Source organism: Streptomyces sp. NBC_00273 (genome assembly GCF_036178145.1).
GTDB lineage: Bacteria > Actinomycetota > Actinomycetes > Streptomycetales > Streptomycetaceae > Streptomyces.
The window spans coordinates 4429177-4444460 of record NZ_CP108067.1 but is presented as its reverse complement, the minus strand read 5'-3'; the positions used below and the strand labels follow the sequence as shown (position 1 = coordinate 4444460).

The following is a 15284-nucleotide window of genomic DNA, read 5'->3' as shown; positions in this document are numbered from 1 at the left end:
CATGCGTACTGCTTACAGCGTGGAGACCGTACGGGCCGCCGAGCGGGAGCTGATGGCCCGGCTCCCCGAGGGCGCCCTGATGCAGCGGGCGGCCGCCGGGCTGGCCGCCGCGTGCGCCGGACTGCTGCGGCGGACCCGCGGCGGGGTGTACGGGGCCCGGGTCGTCCTGCTCGTCGGCCCCGGGGACAACGGCGGCGACGCGCTGTACGCGGGCGCCCGGCTGGCCCGCCGCGGAGCCGCCGTGACGGCCGTGCCGATGGACCCCGAGCGGATGCACCCGGGCGGGCTGGCCGCGCTGCGGGCCGCCGGGGGACACCTCGCACGAGCCGTCCCGCAGCGGGCGGACCTCGTACTGGACGGGCTGCTCGGGATCGGCGGGCGGGGCGGGCTGCGCCCGACGGCCGCGGCGCTGGTGGAGCGGATCCCGCCGGGGGTCCCCGTGGTCGCGGTGGACCTGCCGAGCGGGGCGGACGCGGACACCGGAGAGGTGGCGGGTCCGGCGGTGAGCGCCGACGTGACGGTGACCTTCGGGGCGTACAAGCCCGGCCTGCTGATCGACCCCGGGGCCTCGCGGGCGGGCGCGGTGCACCTCGTCGACATCGGGCTGGAACTGCCGTCGCCGGAGGTGGAGGCCCTCCAGCACGCGGACGTGGCGGGGCTGCTGCCGGAGCCGACGGCGACGAGCGACAAGTACCGGCGGGGCGTGGTCGGGATCGTCGCCGGGTCCGTGCAGTACCCGGGCGCGGCGGTGCTGGCCGTGGCGGGAGCGCTGCGGGGCGGGGCGGGCGCGGTGCGGTACGTCGGGCCGGCGGCGGAGGCGGTGCTCGCCCGCTACCCCGAGACGCTGATCGGGCCCGGCCGGGTACAGGCCTGGGTGGTCGGCCCGGGGCTGGGCGAGGGCCGCGCCGGGGAGGTCGCGCAACTGCTGGCGGGGGACGCGGCGGTGCTCGTCGACGCGGACGGGCTGCGCGGCCTGGACGCGGCGGTCCTGCGGGCCCGGAGCGCCCCCACCCTGCTGACCCCGCACGCGGGGGAGGCGGCGGCGCTGCTGGGGGTGGAGCGGCAGGCGGTGGAGGCGGGCCGGCTGGACGCGGTACGGGCGTTGGCGCAGCGGTACGGAGCGGCGGTGCTGCTGAAGGGTTCGACGACGCTGGTCGCCTCGGGCGGCGGAGCCGTTCGGGTGAATCCGACCGGCACCCCGTGGCTGGCCACCGCCGGCAGCGGGGACGTGCTGTCCGGGCTGGCGGGCTCCCTGCTGGCGGGCGGACTGTCCGGGGCGGACGCGGGGGCGGTGGGCGCGTACCTGCACGGCCTGGCGGCCCGCCGCGTCGGGGGCCCGCTCCTGGCCCACCAGGTGGCCGAGGCCCTCCCGGACGCCTGGCGGGACACCCGCCACCCCTGACGCGACCGTGCGCCGCCGTCGCGGGGGCTCCGCCCCGAACTCCCGCGCCTCCATCGCCGGCCGGGGCCGAAATGCCCAGCCCCCGCAAGGCCGGGTGGGGATTCTGAGAGACTGGGGGCGATGAACGAGACAGCGACGCGCGTGTACGCCGAGATCGATCTTGACGCCGTACGGGAGAACGTGCGCGCACTGCGCGGGCGGGCGCCCCGGGCAGAGTTGATGGCCGTGGTCAAGGCGAACGCCTACGGGCACGGGGCCCTGGAGTGTGCCAGGGCCGCCCAGGAGGCCGGTGCCACCTGGCTCGGGGCCGCCACGCCCGACGAGGCCCTCGCGCTCCGCGCCGCCGGGATCCAGGGGCGCCTCATGTGCTGGCTCTGGACGCCGGGCGGGCCCTGGCGGGAGGCCGTCGAGGCCGATATCGACGTCTCCGTCAGCGGCATGTGGGCCCTCGACGAGGTGCGCGAGGCCGCCCGCGCGGCGGGCCGCACCGCACGCATCCAGCTCAAGGCCGACACCGGCCTCGGCCGCAACGGCTGCCAGCCCGCCGACTGGGAGGCACTGGTCGCAGCGGCCGTCGCCGCCCAGGCCGAGGGAACCGTCAAGGTCACCGGCGTCTGGTCCCACTTCGCCTGCGCCGACGAGCCCGGGCACCCCTCGATCCAGCTCCAGCTGGCCGCCTTCCGCGACATGCTCGCGTACGCCGAGAAGGCGGGCGTCGAGCCCGAGGTCCGGCACATCGCGAACTCGCCGGCCACCTTGACCCTGCCCGAGTCCCACTTCGACCTGGTGCGCTGCGGGCTGGCCGTCTACGGGGTCTCGCCCGCCCCCGAGCTCGGCACCCCGGCCCAGCTGGGCCTGCGGCCCGCGATGACCCTCAAGGCCTCCCTGGCGCTGGTCAAGACGGTCCCCGCCGGGCACGGGGTGAGCTACGGCCACCACTACGTCACCGACGCCGAGACGACCCTCGCGCTGGTCCCCGCCGGCTACGCCGACGGCCTGCCGCGGCAGGCCTCGGGCCTCGGCCCGGTGCTCATCGGCGGCAAGATCCGCCACGTCGCCGGGCGCGTCGCGATGGACCAGTTCGTGGTCGACTTGGAAGGAGACCACGCCCGCGCCGGTGACGAGGCCGTCATCTTCGGGGACGCGGAACGCGGTGAACCGACCGCCGAGGACTGGGCACGGGCAGCGCACACGATCGCGTATGAGATCGTCACCCGTATCGGTGCACGTGTGCCCCGGGTGTACCTGGGCGGCTGAGCGGAGTGAGGGCGGCGGCGTGAGCGAGAACTGGCGCAAGGCCGGCTGGGCCGGCGCCGCCATCGGCGTGATAGCCGCGGGCGCGGCGGCCGGTGTCGCGGTAGAACGGATCACCGTGGGGCGCGGCATGCGGATGAAGGCACGCCTGGCACTCGACGCGGCCGGGGACTACGGGTCCCTGCGCGGCGCCGAGGGGATCTGCCGGGCCGAGGACGCCACCGAGCTCTACTACGAGGTCGACGAGCTCCCCGAAGACGGCAAGCGGCGCCGGCTGCGGCGCAAGGCCGAGCCCCAGGCCACCGTCGTCTTCTGTCACGGCTACTGCCTCGGCCAGGACTCCTGGCACTTCCAGCGCGCCGCCCTGCGCGGCGTGGTCCGGGCGGTCTACTGGGACCAGCGCAGCCACGGCCGCAGCGCCCGCGGCCTCGCCCAGGCGGACGGCGAGGCGGTGAGCATCGACCAGCTCGGCCGGGACCTGAAGGCCGTCATCGACGCGACCGCCCCCGAGGGGCCGCTGATCCTGGTGGGTCACTCGATGGGCGGAATGACCATCATGGGATTCGCCGAGCAGTACCCCGAGATCGTCCGCGACCGCGTCGTCGGCGTGGCCCTGGTCGGCACTTCCAGCGGTCGCCTCGACGAGGTGACGTACGGGCTTCCGGCCGCCGGCATGGGGGCCGTGCGCCGGCTCCTGCCGGGCGTGCTCAAGGCGCTCGGCTCGCAGGTGGAGCTGGTGGAGAAGGGCCGGCGGGCCACCGCGGACCTCTTCGCCGGAATGATCAAGATGTACTCGTTCGGATCCCGGGACGTGGATCCGGGCGTCGCGCGCTTCGCGGAGCGGCTGATCGAGGCCACGCCCATCGACGTGGTCGCCGAGTTCTACCCGGCCTTCCAGACCCACGACAAGACCTCCGCGCTCCAGCTGTTCGCGGACCTGCCGGTCACGGTCATAGCCGGGGACAAGGACATGATCACCCCGCCCGCCCACAGCGTCGCCATCAAGGAGGCGCTGCCCGGCGCCGACCTCGTGGTCCTGGAGTCCACCGGGCACCTGATGATGCTGGAACGCCCGGAGACCGTGACGCGGCTGCTCACCGAGCTCCTGGCGCGCACCGGGGCGGCCACCCTCCCCGCAGCGACTAACGTTGGCGGGCATGGAAGAAGTACCGCTGGAAGCACAGCGCAGCCAGGCGCCGGCACCTGAGGCCGCGGCCGGCGCGGAGACCCGGATCACCATCGACTCCCCGGACGCGATGCAGGAATTGGGCCGCAGGATCGCCGCCCTGCTGCGCCCCGGCGACCTCGTCCTGCTGACCGGCGAGCTGGGCGCGGGCAAGACCACGCTCACCCGGGGCCTCGGCGAGGGCCTGGGCGTGCGCGGGGCCGTGACCTCGCCGACCTTCGTGATCGCCCGGGTGCACCCCTCACTGACCGGCGGACCGGCGCTGGTGCACGTGGACGCGTACCGCCTGGGCGGCGGGCTGGACGAGATGGAGGACCTGGACCTCGACGTCTCGCTGCCCGAGTCCGTCGTCGTCGTGGAGTGGGGCGACGGCAAGGTGGAGGAGCTCTCCGACGACCGGCTGCACGTGGTGATCGCGCGGGCGGTCGGCCACGAGGAGGTCCTGGACGACGTGCGGGAGGTCCAGGTGCGCGGGGTCGGGTCGCGCTGGAGCGCAGGGGCCGGGCTGGACGCCCTCGCCGGCGCCCTCTCGGAGTAAACGTACCGACAACTCGTCGGCAAGATATTGCGCTGTCGGCGGCCCTCGTGGTGACATGGTACCGAGAGTTTCTTAGGCATGCCTAAGTACGGTGTCCCGGGTCCAGGAGGCAGCCATGTCGGCACCAGCAGGAGCACATCGCGAACCCCGCCCGTCCACCGTCTCCATGTGGACGCTCCTCGCCGCCGGCGTGGCCGCCACCGCCGTCTCCACACCGCCCGCGCGGGAGCACGCCACGGCCCCGGCCGGGCCCGCCGGCACCGCACGCGAAGAGGCCGCTCCGGAGTCCGAAGCGGCCTAGGCGTGCTGCGCCGTCACCCGGTCGGGTGAAGCGCGGGGGATCCGTCGGATCCGTCGGATCCGTCAGGGAACGACGACGACCTTCGACGCGATCGTCGCGAAGGCCCACATCGCGTCGCCGTCGGCACGGCTCATCCGGATGCCGCCGGTCTTCTTGTTCGGATCGGGCTCCGGCAGCGCGCCGTCCGTACGGGCGCTGAAACCGAGCGCCACGCCCTCCTCGGTGGCGAACCGCACGACGTGCTCGATCGGCACGCCGTCCGAGCCGGTGACCGAACCCGAGCGCGACCCGACCGTGTAGGTGCCCGGCTTCGGGTGCACCGTGCTCGGCATCACCGTGAACGACTTCGGCGGCTGCGCGGGGTCGCCGACCAGCCACACCCGCTTCTGGCCCACCGAGTACACGACGCGCACCCCGGTACCGGAACCCTCGGGCACGGCCGCCGGCTTCGCGGGGTCCTGCTTGGCGGCCGGGCTCGCGGCGGGGGCCGGTTCCTGCACGGCGGCCTTCGGGGGATGCGCGGGCGCCGTGGCGGAAGCCTGGTAGCCGAGGAAGCCGACGACGGCCACTGCCGCGGCGGTGAGCCCGGCCACGATTCCCGAGCTGCTGCGTGCCACCTTGCTCCACCTCTCCGCGCCGACTGATACCACGTCCGGTACCCCGTCGAAAGGTAGCAGCCGCCCTGCTCCGAGACCGGCCGCGAGGGGTGCGGCCGCCGGAGTCGTAGGCTGTTCGCGTGCTCTTGCTCGCCGTAGATACCGCCACGCCCGCCGTCACCGTCGCCCTCCACGACGGTGAGTCCGTCGTCGCCGAGTCGAACCAGGTCGACGCCCGCCGCCACGGGGAGCTCCTGCTGCCCTCCGTGGACAAGGTCCTCGCCGAGGCCGGGGTCACGCTCGAAGCCGTCACCGGCGTCGTCGTCGGTGTCGGCCCCGGCCCCTACACCGGACTGCGCGTCGGCCTCGTCACCGCCTCCACCTTCGCCGCCGTGCTGGGCGTGCCCGTGCACGGCCTGTGCACGCTCGACGGCCTCGCCTACGCCGCCGGGGCCGCAGGCATCGAGGGCCCCTTCACCGTCGCCACCGACGCGCGGCGCAAGGAGGTCTACTGGGCCCGGTACGAGGACCCGCGCACGCGCGTCGGCGAGCCCGCCGTGGACCGCCCGGCCGACATCGCCGAGCAGGTCGCGGGCCTGCCCTCGGTCGGCCAGGGCGCGCTCCTGTACCCCGAGGTCTTCCAGGACGCCCGGGGCCCCGAGCACCAGTCGGCCGCGGCGCTGGCCTCGCTGGCCGCGGAACGACTGGCGGCGGGCCTGGAGTTCCTGCCTCCGACCCCCCTCTACCTGCGCCGGCCCGACGCCCAGGTGCCCAAGAACTACAAGGTGGTCACCCCGCAGTGACCCCGGCGACCCCCCACACGCTGCGCGAGATGCGCTGGTGGGACATCGGGCCCGTGCTGGAACTGGAGCACGAGCTGTTCCCCGAGGACGCCTGGTCCGCCGGGATGTTCTGGTCCGAACTCGCCCACGCCCGCGGCCCGCAGGCCACGCGCCGCTACGTCGTCGCCGAGGACGCGGCCGGCCGGCTGGTGGGCTACGCCGGACTGGCCGCCGCCGGCGACCTGGCCGACGTACAGACCATCGCGGCCGCGCGCGACCAGTGGGGGACCGGGCTCGGCGCCCGGCTCCTGACCGACCTGCTGCGCGCCGCTACCGCGTTCGAATGCGCCGAGGTGCTGCTGGAGGTACGGGTGGACAACACCCGTGCCCAGAAGCTCTACGAGCGCTTCGGCTTCGAGCCCATCGGCTTCCGGCGCGGCTACTACCAGCCCGGCAACGTCGACGCGCTCGTCATGCGACTGACCGACCCCGCACAAGCACGAACTGAGAGCAGTGAGAGCAATGGCTGACGAACCGCTCGTCCTCGGCATCGAGACCTCCTGCGACGAGACCGGCGTCGGCGTCGTCCGCGGCACCACCCTGCTCGCGGACGCGATCGCGTCGAGCGTCGACGAGCACGCCCGCTTCGGCGGCGTCGTGCCCGAGGTGGCCTCGCGGGCCCATCTGGAGGCGATGGTCCCCACCATCGAACGCGCCCTGAAGGAGGCCGGGGTCAGCGCCCGCGACCTCGACGGCATCGCCGTCACCGCGGGTCCCGGCCTCGCCGGTGCGCTGCTCGTGGGCGTCTCGGCGGCCAAGGCCTACGCGTACGCGCTCGGCAAGCCGCTGTACGGGGTCAACCACCTCGCCTCCCACATCTGCGTGGACCAGTTGGAGCACGGGCCGCTGCCGGAGCCGACGATGGCGCTGCTGGTGTCCGGCGGGCACTCCTCGCTGCTGCTGGCCCCGGACATCACCTCCGACGTACGGCCGCTCGGCGCGACCATCGACGACGCGGCGGGCGAGGCCTTCGACAAGATCGCGCGCGTGCTCCAGCTGGGCTTCCCCGGCGGTCCGGTCATCGACCGGCTCGCACGCGAGGGCGACCCGAAGGCGATCAACTTCCCGCGCGGGCTGACCGGGCCGCGCGACGCCGCGTACGACTTCTCCTTCTCCGGGCTCAAGACGGCCGTCGCCCGTTGGATCGAGGCGAAGCGGAACGCGGGCGAGGACGTCCCGGTGCGCGATGTGGCGGCGTCCTTCCAGGAGGCCGTGGTGGACGTGCTGACGCGCAAGGCGATCCGGGCGTGCAAGGACGAGGGCGTCGACCACCTGATGATCGGCGGCGGTGTCGCGGCCAACTCCCGACTGCGCTCGCTGGCACAGGAGCGGTGCGACGCCGCGGGGATCGTGCTGCGCGTGCCGCGGCCGAAGCTGTGCACGGACAACGGCGCGATGGTCGCGGCGCTGGGCGCGGAGATGGTCAAGCGGAACCGGCCCGCATCGGACTGGGACCTGTCGGCGGACTCCTCGCTGCCGGTGACGGACCCGCACGTGCCGGGTACCGCGCACACGCACGGGCACGGGCACGGCCACTCGCACTCTCACCCGCACGATCACGACCACGTGCACGAACTGAGCAAGGACAACCTGTACTCGTGAGCACCGTCGCACTGATGTGGGAGGCCCGGGCCGCCGACGGCCGGGGCAACGAGCTGCTGGAGTGGGCCCGCGCCCAGGTCCTCGCCCGGGAGCCGGTGCGCCGCGAGGTGTTCCGGGCCCCGCAGGACCGGGTCCTCGTGATCACCTGGTGGGAGGCCGCCGAGGGCGTGGCGGCCGACCTCCCCGAGCTGCCCGAACCCGCGGCCGACCTGATCACGCGGGCGGTGCACCGCTGGCGGTTCGAGTCGGTGGAGGTCGACGGAGCCTGACCGCCTCGGGCCCGGGCCCGGCCCGGACCGGACCGCTGGGCCGGACCCGTACGGCCGCCCGACCCCGCTCGGCGGGTCGCTGCCGACCCCGTACGCCCCGCCCGGCGGTGGCCGCAGGCGCACTGCCGGGCCGGTGACCGTCCGATCAGCACCAGACCCGTACGGTCGGCCCCGACCGCCGGGCCGGGTCCGGCGGCCAAGGCTGCGCCGGGGTCCGTACGACTCCGCTCGGCCGCGGCCACAGGCGCAGTGCGGACCCGCATCTCACCGGCCGGGCGTCGCCGCAGGCGGTACGGCAGGCGGTGCGGCCGGGGCGCCGATGAGCATCGAGGGAGCACCCGCCACCCGGGTCAGGAAGACGGTCGCGGAGTTCGGCCCCTGCGGCTTGACCTTCTTGCGCAGCTCCTCGGGCTCGATCGCCGAGCCGCGCTTCTTCACGGTCAGGATCCCGACCCCGCGCTCGCGCAGCAGCGCCTTCAGCTTCTTCAGGCCGAAGGGCAAAACGTCGGTGATCTCGTACGCCGTCGCGTACGGCGTCGCGCGCAGCTCGTCGGCGGTGATGTAGGCGATGGTCGGGTCGATCAGCCGGCCGTCCAGCTGCCCGGCGACCTCGGCGACGAGGTGGGCCCGGATGACGGCGCCGTCGGGCTCGTAGAGCCAGCGGCCGACCGGACCGGCCTGCGGATCGGGCAGCGGATCGGCGGTGTGCAGCCCGCGCGGCCCGGGGAGCAGGGTGGCGCGCACGCTCCCCGGCGCGGTCCCGAACCAGAGCACGGCCTCCTTGACGTCTCCCTGGTCGGAGATCCACTCGGCCTCGGCCTCCGCGGGCACGGCTTCGTGCGGGATCCCGGGGGCGATCTTGATGGCTGCGTACTTCGCCGCACGGGCCGTCTCCACCGCCCACGACAGCGGCGGCGAGTACGACTCCGGGTCGAAGATCCGGCCGCGCCCCCCGCGCCGGGCCGGGTCGATGAAGACGGCGTCGTAGCCGGCGGTGTCGACCTCCGTCACGTCCGCCTCCCGGACCTCGATCAGGTCCGCCAGCCCCAGCGCCTCGGCATTGGCCCGCGCGACGGCGACCGTGAGCGGGTCGTGGTCCACCGCGAGCACCCGGATGCCGAGCCGGGCCAGGGCCAGGGCGTCGCCGCCGATGCCGCAGCACAGGTCCGCAAGGCTCCGTACGCCGAGGGCGGCGAGCCGCTCGGCCCGGTACGAGGCAACGGACGCGCGGGTGGCCATCTCACCGCCGCCGGGCGTGAAGTACATCCGGAAGGCGTCCTCGGCGCCGAACTTCGCCACGGCGCGCTGCCGCAGCCGGGCCTGCCCGAGCGCGGCGGAGACCAGGGCGGCGGGGTGCTCGCGGCGCAGCCGGGTGGCGACGGCCAGCTCCTGGGAGGGGTCGTAGTCGCGGAGCGAGTCGAGGAGGGCCCGGCCCTCGGGGGCGAGCAGGGCGGCGAAGTCTTCGGGGGTCACGGGTCCATTGTCGGCGACGGGCCGGCCCGGGGGCGGCGCGGGCGGGACCGGAGGAGGATGGGGAGGGGGTGGGGGAGCGGGTCCTGCGGTCGACGCTGTGGGCCAGTCGAAGGAAGGTCCGACCGCGTTCGCGGTGTCTTCCGGGGAGTCCGTGTGTCGGGTGCCAAGATGCGCTGCTATGCAGCTAGTACGACAAAAGGGAAATAACTCGCAACAAGGTCACCGGTACGCGGCAGGTCCGCGCGGCCGGTTCGGGGTGGCCGTCGCAGCCCTGCTCGTCGCCGCCCTCGGAACGGCGTGCGGCTCCGGGGACTCCGGGCCGGACAAGGCCGCGAAGGCGAAGGCCGCGGAGGCGGGCGCCGCGGGCGCGCTCAGCGCCGCCGAGAAGGCCAAGGCGGCCCAGCAGGCGCGCGTCGTCGCGGCGAAGAAGTGGGGGCTGCGCAAGACCCCGCTCGCCGCCCCGCCGGCGCCGAAGCAGAAGCCCGAGATCCACACGCGCGACGGATTCGAGGTGGAGGACCAGGAGGAGTACCCCAACGTCTTCACCACGGTCCCGACCGAGGACAAGGTCGTCTTCCTGACGATCGACGACGGCTCGGAGAAGGACCCCGAGTTCCTGAAGATGATGCAGGAGCTCAAGATCCCGTACACGGCCTTCCTCAGCGACTACGTCGTACGGGACAACTACCCGTACTTCAAGCAGATGCAGGCCGCGGGCGTCACCCTGAACAACCACACGCTCAACCACCGCTACATGCCGGGCCTGTCGTACGAGCAGCAGCGCGAGGAGATCTGCGGCCAGCAGGACACGATCCAGAAGCAGTTCGGCAAGCGGCCGACCCTCTTCCGGCCGCCGTACGGCAACTACAACCAGGACACGCTGCGCGCGGCGAAGTCCTGCGGCATCAAGGCGGTACCGCTGTGGAACGCGGAGGCGTTCACCAACCGGATGGACTACCGGGAATGGGACCGCGACCTGCACCCCGGTGACATCATCCTCACGCACTTCCGGGGCAAGGAGGACTGGAAGGGCACGATGCCTGACATGATCCGTCATGTCATGAAGACCGTCACGGACAAGGGATACGCCGTGGCCCGCCTGGAGGACTATCTGTGAAGCACGTGCGCCGGTTGGTAGCCGGGACGCTGGCGGCCGGCGCGCTCGCGCTGTCCCTGACGGGGTGCGGGGACAGCGCGGCCCCCACCGAGCGACTGGCCCGCAAGACGGCGCAGCCGACACCGGAGGCCGGTAGCGCCGCGCCGTCGACGGCGTCGACGTCTCCGGCGCCGGGGGGCTCCTCCGACGAGGCGTACAAGAAGTGGGGCCTGACGGCCCCCCTCCAGTACGCGCCCAAGCCGGCCCAGAAGCCGCAGATCCCGAAGCCGGGCCCGGGCAAGGTCCCGGTGATAGACCGAATACCCGTCCCGGCGGACGACAAGGTCGTCTTCCTGACCTTCGACGACGGCGCGGAGAAGGACCCCGAATTCCTGAAGATGGCGGCCGACCTCAAGCTGCCGATCAGCATGTTCCTCACGGACAGCGTGGCTTCGTCGGACTACGGGCACTTCGAGAAGATCCGCGACAACGGCTCGGCGAGCACGATAAACAACCACACGCTGACGCACCCGAATCTGCGGACCCTCTCCTTCGAGGCGCAGAAGAAGGAGATATGCGGCCAGCAGGAACGCCTGGAGAAGCGCTTCGGCAAGCGCCCGCCGCTCTTCCGCCCGCCCTTCGGCAACTACAACGACGACACCCTCCGGGCGGCCTCGGAGTGCGGAGTCTCGTCCCTGGTGCTGTGGCGGGTCTCGATGCAGATCAACAACTTCCAGTACGCCGAGGGCTCCGCCCTCAAACCGGGCGACATCATCCTCGCCCACTTCCGCGGCCCCGCCGAGCTCAAGGGCACCACGGAAACCCAGATGACGACGCGCATGCTCCAGCGCATCCAGGAACAGGGCTACCGCATCGGCCGCCTGGAGGACTACCTGTAGGAGCGGTTTCGGGGCGGATTCCCGGTGGGGCGGGGGCCGTTGCAAACCCCTCGGAGACGCGCCCCGAAGGTGTGATGATGACGACCATGGCTATCGATTCAGTGGTCGTACGACAGCGCGTCGAGGATCTGGACGCGGCTGTGCCCTTCTACGAGAAGTTGACCGGAAGCACGGCGGCGCGGTTCGCCTTCGCCGGAGTCACCCTGGCGAGCGTCGGCCCCTTCCTCCTGTTCGCCGGACCCGACGAGGCGGTGCAGCGGGTCGCAGGCGTGGCGGCGACGCTCTCCGTCTCCGACCTGAACGCCGCGGTCGAAGAAGCCGAAGCGGGGGGAGCCGTCACCGTGATGCCCATCCAGCCCACCCCGAACGGCCACCGAGCAGTGCTGCGGCACCCCCACGGCGGCGTCTACGAGTACGTCGGTCCGTGACCTCGCGGCCTTCGGAACCTAGGCGGAGGCGACGACCTTGCCGGCGGTGACCTGGGGCGGGTTGGGCAGGAACCGGGCCAGGTTGTCGCGGACGAAGAGCGCGGCCTTCTCGACCGACTCGTCGGCGCCCGCACGGTCCCGGAAGACGCTGGTGGACACCATCACCCCGCCCCCGGCATCGACCCAGAAGTACGCCACGAACCCGGGGACCTGACGCATGATCGGCACGAACCCCTCGTCGACGATGCGTCCGGCCTCGGCCGGGTCGGTGACGCCTTCGTAGCGTCGGACAGCTGCGTACATGGTTGATCTCCTCAACGGTGCTCGACGTCCGTCGTTGCGAAGAGGGAGTACCCGCACAGGCAGGTGGGTGGCTCGCGGGGTGCCCGGCAATCACCCCTTAGGGTGCGGCCATGCACGCCGCAACACTCCACCGCAGGACCAACATGCACGACGAGTGCGTGCCGCCGAAGCTCGTCGACCGGCTCCTCGCGCTCGGGCACACCGAAGTGGTGCGCGGGTTGGCCGTGGCGGACGACGGCGACTGGTTCTGCGCCCGCGCCTGGGCGCGCCTGCTGGCCGACCGGGGCGCGCTGGCCGAGGCCCTGGAGGTACTGGCCCCCTACGTCGGCACCGGTTGGTGGACGGCGGCCGCCGAAGCAGCCCGGCTGCTGGACGCCGGGGGTCGCGCTGAGGAGGCCGTCGCCCTCGTCCGCCCCTTCGCCTCGAACGGCGAGCGGTCGGCCCTGCCCGAACTGGCCCTGCTGCTGGCGCGGCACGGGCGGGGCGAAGAGGCGTACGAACTGCTCGTGCCGCACATCACCGACTGGCTCATCGCCGAGGCCCTGGTCGAGGTGGGCGTCGGGCTGGGACGCGGCGAGGAGCTCGCTGCGCTGCTGGAGGCCCGCCTGGCCCCGGAGAACGTGTGTGAATGCTGTGGGGACCGGGAGTGCGGCATGCGGTCCACGGAGCCGTTCAACGCGGCGAACCTGCTGGCGACCGTGTACGAGAAGCAGGGCCGCACGGACGAAGCGATCGCGGTGCTGCGCTCGTACGACCCGATCGTCGTCAACGACCGTGACGCGCTGGCCGACCTGCTGGTCCGGCACGACCGGATCGACGAGCTGCGGGCCTACGCGGGTACGCCGGAAGCCGTCCGGCAACTCGCGGAGCTGCTGGAAGGGCGCGGCGACGTGGCGGGCGCGGTCGACGCGTACCGCGACCACATGCGTGAGGACCGCTGGCACACGCCGATCCTGCTCGCGGAGCTCCTGGCCCGGCACGGGCGGGGCGCCGAGGCCATCGAGGTCGTGCGCGCCATGGACAGCGCCGAGGACTGGGTCGTGGACCAGCTGTGCAAGCTGTTCGCCGCCGAGGACCGCGCGGAGGAGGGCCTCGCCCACCTCGACGCGCTCAAGGCCCGGCGGGGCAGGGAGGAGCGGGAACTGTCCCGGCTGCGCGGGCCCCTGATGGCCGCGTGCGGCCGACTCGACGAAGCGCTGGCACTCGTACACCCCGAGGGCGCGAGCCCGTACGCGAAGGCGGACCTGGCCCGCCTGCTGATCGACGCCGGCCGTCCGGAAGAGGCCGCCACCCTGCTGGAGACGGACCGCCTGGACCACCGGCGGACCCTCGGCCCGCTCCTGGTGGAGCTGGGCCGCGTAGAGGAGGCGGTGACACTACTGCGGACCCCCCGCCCCCACGTCCCTCCGCCCGAGCCGTCGGGCTACAGCGACTGCCCGCCCTTCTAGGCGTCGAAGTCGTACTCCAGCACGTAGGAGGCGGAGTCCAGCGTCATCTCGTTGACCTCGACGACCCGCCCACCCGCGGCGAATGCGGTGCGCACGATCTGGATGACGGGCGTGCCCATGGAAAGCGCGAGCCGTTCGGCCTCGTCGGCCGAAGGCATCCGGGACCGCACTTCTTCCCGGAAACGCACGGGCCCGTTCCCCAGCTCGGTCAGCCGCGCGTACACCCCGCCGGGACCGGTGTCGACCTGGGTGATGACGGAGTCCCCGACGATGTCCGCCGGCAGGTACGACACCGCGAAGAGCACCGGCTTGCCGTCGAGCACGAAGCAACGGCTGCGCACCCACACCCGAGTCCCCGCCGGAACGCCGAGCGCGTCGCAGACGCGGTCGTCCGCCTCTCCCTCACGCACCTCGATCTGGTCGACGACCAGCTCTCGATCCTCGGAGTCGGCGGACCAGACGGACCGCCCCGACCCCCACTGCTCCTGCGCCAGCCGCTGGATACCGCGCCGCCGCAGGGGCTTGAACGCCCGGACGAAAACTCCGGCACCCTTCCGGGCCTCTGCGAGTCCTTCGTTCTGCAGCACACCGAGGGCCTGACGCGCGGTCATCCGCGCGACCTCATAGGTCGCCATGAGGTCGTTCTCACCCGGCAGCCGGTCGCCCGGGCCGAACTCGCCCGCCTGGATCGCCGTCCTCAGCGCATCAGCGATCCGCTGGTACTTCGGCTGACGGCTGCTGCCCTGGCTGGTCATGAAACCGATCACTCCTTCGCCTCTCTAGACACCCTAGGGCCATGGGTGAGGCACCGCACGCACCAGCAGCGGACCCCCTTTCTCGTGGCATCTCTAGAGAACTATTGACGGGTCCAGTTGATGTCGGCTGTAGTGGATACATCTCTAGAGAGGTCGGCCGCGAGGTGGCCTCGTGAGTGAGGAGTGATCTGTATGTCGCAACAGCGCGACGCCTTCACCGTCGATACGGGCGACACCCTCCCTGTGAGGGTGGCTGTCATATGCGAGCCCAGTGAAGATCTGCTCGGGCGGGCGCTGATCGGTTGGGAGCGCTTCCTCCGCACCCTGCGAGGGGCGCCTGATGAGTGAGCGGTACGAGTACCTGCCGCACCGACTCCTTCGCCAACGCGTCCGTGACATCGCTTCAGGCGTCGAGGGCGAGTTGATGGCTGTGATCAACGAGAACGTCTCCGAAGCCGACGTCGAACACTGGATGGAGCTGGCTTACATCCGTGGTTCGTCTGGTCGTGAATTCACGACCTCGGTCGCCAATGTCGAGGCGGCGGACTGAAGAATCGTCCGGCTCTCCAGCGGGCGTGTGGTCTGTCTGGGTAGCGGGTGGCGACTGCCCTCGGCCGAGCTGATGTGAACTCGGGCTCGGGTGCGGAAGTGCTCGCAGGGTCAAGGGAAAGCGGGCGCGGGTGCGTAGAGCTGGCTGCGATTCGGCTGGGGCGACGTATCAGCCGTCAGTCCCCCCTAGCCGTCCCTGTCCGACCCGACCCAGGACGGCCGTCGGACGCTGAGCGATGAGGAGCGCGTAGCGATTGGGTGCGCCCACCGACCCGGGCCCTGGTCTGGACGGGCCCGTCTCTCGGTCGTGGCTGTTCGTGCCCGACCCGGTTGGGTGCCTCCG

The 15284-nt window shown here is 72.7% G+C and carries 18 protein-coding genes; 14 read left to right on the top strand and 4 right to left on the bottom strand.

Annotation, left to right across the window (positions count from 1 at the left end; genetic code table 11):
• Position 1 precedes the first annotated feature (1 nt).
• From OG386_RS19020 to OG386_RS19000, 5 genes are all read left to right on the top strand, one after another.
• Positions 2-1402 carry an NAD(P)H-hydrate epimerase gene (locus OG386_RS19020; protein ID WP_328789160.1) on the top strand — a complete coding sequence of 467 codons (1401 nt, stop codon included), beginning with the start codon at positions 2-4 and terminating at the stop codon, positions 1400-1402.
• A 120-nt stretch (positions 1403-1522) separates the two neighbouring features.
• A complete protein-coding gene (alr, locus tag OG386_RS19015; protein WP_328789159.1) occupies positions 1523-2659 on the top strand; it encodes an alanine racemase in 1137 nt (378 codons plus the stop codon).
• The gene (locus tag OG386_RS19010; RefSeq protein WP_405788394.1) at positions 2604-3863 is read left to right on the top strand and encodes an alpha/beta fold hydrolase; all 1260 of its coding nucleotides are present in this window, start codon (positions 2604-2606) and stop codon (positions 3861-3863) included. The genes alr and OG386_RS19010 overlap by 56 nt, the downstream gene beginning before the upstream one ends.
• Positions 3814-4380: a tRNA (adenosine(37)-N6)-threonylcarbamoyltransferase complex ATPase subunit type 1 TsaE gene (gene tsaE, locus OG386_RS19005; RefSeq protein ID WP_266603953.1), complete on the top strand. Its 567-nt coding sequence runs from the start codon at positions 3814-3816 to the stop codon at positions 4378-4380. The genes OG386_RS19010 and tsaE overlap by 50 nt, the downstream gene beginning before the upstream one ends.
• A 115-nt stretch (positions 4381-4495) precedes the next feature.
• Positions 4496-4681 (top strand): hypothetical protein, encoded by a 186-nt coding sequence (locus OG386_RS19000; RefSeq protein WP_328789157.1) that lies wholly within the window; start codon positions 4496-4498, stop codon positions 4679-4681.
• Positions 4682-4743: 62 nt separating this feature from the next.
• Here the strand turns inward: OG386_RS19000 and OG386_RS18995 are convergent, their stop codons facing one another.
• Positions 4744-5298 carry a hypothetical protein gene (locus OG386_RS18995; RefSeq protein WP_328789156.1) on the bottom strand — a complete coding sequence of 185 codons (555 nt, stop codon included), beginning with the start codon at positions 5296-5298 and terminating at the stop codon, positions 4744-4746.
• Positions 5299-5417: 119 nt separating this feature from the next.
• On the opposite strand from OG386_RS18995, the gene tsaB reads away from it, so the two are divergent.
• Genes tsaB through OG386_RS18975 form a run of 4 tightly spaced genes read left to right on the top strand, consistent with a single transcriptional unit; the run spans position 5418 to position 7990 of the window.
• Entirely contained in the window at positions 5418-6080 is a 663-nt protein-coding gene (gene tsaB / locus OG386_RS18990) for a tRNA (adenosine(37)-N6)-threonylcarbamoyltransferase complex dimerization subunit type 1 TsaB (RefSeq protein ID WP_327383733.1), read from the top strand.
• Between the two features lie 29 nt (positions 6081-6109).
• Entirely contained in the window at positions 6110-6589 is a 480-nt protein-coding gene (gene rimI / locus OG386_RS18985; RefSeq protein WP_202203724.1) for a ribosomal protein S18-alanine N-acetyltransferase, read from the top strand.
• Entirely contained in the window at positions 6582-7721 is a 1140-nt protein-coding gene (gene tsaD, locus OG386_RS18980; RefSeq protein WP_328789155.1) for a tRNA (adenosine(37)-N6)-threonylcarbamoyltransferase complex transferase subunit TsaD, read from the top strand. Before rimI ends, tsaD begins: the two co-directional genes overlap by 8 nt.
• Entirely contained in the window at positions 7718-7990 is a 273-nt protein-coding gene (locus tag OG386_RS18975; RefSeq protein ID WP_328789154.1) for a hypothetical protein, read from the top strand. Before tsaD ends, OG386_RS18975 begins: the two co-directional genes overlap by 4 nt.
• A gap of 264 nt (positions 7991-8254) precedes the next feature.
• Here OG386_RS18975 and OG386_RS18970 read toward each other — a convergent pair whose 3' ends face one another.
• Positions 8255-9463: a class I SAM-dependent methyltransferase gene (locus OG386_RS18970; RefSeq protein ID WP_328789153.1), complete on the bottom strand. Its 1209-nt coding sequence runs from the start codon at positions 9461-9463 to the stop codon at positions 8255-8257.
• A 256-nt stretch (positions 9464-9719) separates the two neighbouring features.
• On the opposite strand from OG386_RS18970, the gene OG386_RS18965 reads away from it, so the two are divergent.
• From OG386_RS18965 to OG386_RS18955, 3 genes are all read left to right on the top strand, one after another.
• The gene (locus OG386_RS18965; protein WP_328789151.1) at positions 9720-10580 is read left to right on the top strand and encodes a polysaccharide deacetylase family protein; all 861 of its coding nucleotides are present in this window, start codon (positions 9720-9722) and stop codon (positions 10578-10580) included.
• Between the two features lie 5 nt (positions 10581-10585).
• The gene (locus OG386_RS18960; RefSeq protein WP_443053314.1) at positions 10586-11458 is read left to right on the top strand and encodes a polysaccharide deacetylase family protein; all 873 of its coding nucleotides are present in this window, start codon (positions 10586-10588) and stop codon (positions 11456-11458) included.
• Between the two features lie 86 nt (positions 11459-11544).
• Entirely contained in the window at positions 11545-11886 is a 342-nt protein-coding gene (locus OG386_RS18955) for a VOC family protein (RefSeq protein WP_327383727.1), read from the top strand.
• Positions 11887-11904: 18 nt separating this feature from the next.
• Here the strand turns inward: OG386_RS18955 and OG386_RS18950 are convergent, their stop codons facing one another.
• Positions 11905-12189, bottom strand: coding sequence for a hypothetical protein (locus OG386_RS18950; RefSeq protein ID WP_328789149.1), 285 nt, complete (start codon positions 12187-12189; stop codon positions 11905-11907).
• 110 nt (positions 12190-12299) lie between these two features.
• Here OG386_RS18950 and OG386_RS18945 point away from each other — a divergent pair, with 110 nt between their 5' ends.
• Entirely contained in the window at positions 12300-13637 is a 1338-nt protein-coding gene (locus OG386_RS18945) for a hypothetical protein (protein ID WP_328789148.1), read from the top strand.
• Here the strand turns inward: OG386_RS18945 and OG386_RS18940 are convergent.
• On the bottom strand, positions 13634-14392 hold the full coding sequence (locus OG386_RS18940; protein ID WP_328789147.1) for a GntR family transcriptional regulator: 759 nt from the start codon (positions 14390-14392) through the stop codon (positions 13634-13636). The genes OG386_RS18945 and OG386_RS18940 overlap by 4 nt on opposite strands.
• 340 nt (positions 14393-14732) lie before the next feature.
• On the opposite strand from OG386_RS18940, the gene OG386_RS18935 reads away from it, so the two are divergent.
• A complete protein-coding gene (locus tag OG386_RS18935; protein ID WP_328789146.1) occupies positions 14733-14942 on the top strand; it encodes a hypothetical protein in 210 nt (69 codons plus the stop codon).
• Positions 14943-15284 lie beyond the last annotated feature (342 nt).

Excerpts from the sequence above, each read along its gene's own strand:
- OG386_RS19020 (WP_328789160.1), top strand. The coding sequence starts at position 2 with ATGCGTACTGCTTACAGCGTGGAGACCGTACGGGCCGCCGAGCGGGAG.
- alr (WP_328789159.1), top strand. The coding sequence starts at position 1,523 with ATGAACGAGACAGCGACGCGCGTGTACGCCGAGATCGATCTTGACGCC.
- OG386_RS19010 (WP_405788394.1), top strand. The coding sequence starts at position 2,604 with ATGAGATCGTCACCCGTATCGGTGCACGTGTGCCCCGGGTGTACCTGG.
- tsaE (WP_266603953.1), top strand. The coding sequence starts at position 3,814 with ATGGAAGAAGTACCGCTGGAAGCACAGCGCAGCCAGGCGCCGGCACCT.
- OG386_RS19000 (WP_328789157.1), top strand. The coding sequence starts at position 4,496 with ATGTCGGCACCAGCAGGAGCACATCGCGAACCCCGCCCGTCCACCGTC.
- rimI (WP_202203724.1), top strand. The coding sequence starts at position 6,110 with ATGCGCTGGTGGGACATCGGGCCCGTGCTGGAACTGGAGCACGAGCTG.
- tsaD (WP_328789155.1), top strand. The coding sequence starts at position 6,582 with ATGGCTGACGAACCGCTCGTCCTCGGCATCGAGACCTCCTGCGACGAG.
- OG386_RS18955 (WP_327383727.1), top strand. The coding sequence starts at position 11,545 with ATGGCTATCGATTCAGTGGTCGTACGACAGCGCGTCGAGGATCTGGAC.
- OG386_RS18950 (WP_328789149.1), bottom strand. The coding sequence starts at position 12,189 with ATGTACGCAGCTGTCCGACGCTACGAAGGCGTCACCGACCCGGCCGAG.
- OG386_RS18945 (WP_328789148.1), top strand. The coding sequence starts at position 12,300 with ATGCACGCCGCAACACTCCACCGCAGGACCAACATGCACGACGAGTGC.
- OG386_RS18940 (WP_328789147.1), bottom strand. The coding sequence starts at position 14,392 with ATGACCAGCCAGGGCAGCAGCCGTCAGCCGAAGTACCAGCGGATCGCT.
- OG386_RS18935 (WP_328789146.1), top strand. The coding sequence starts at position 14,733 with ATGAGTGAGCGGTACGAGTACCTGCCGCACCGACTCCTTCGCCAACGC.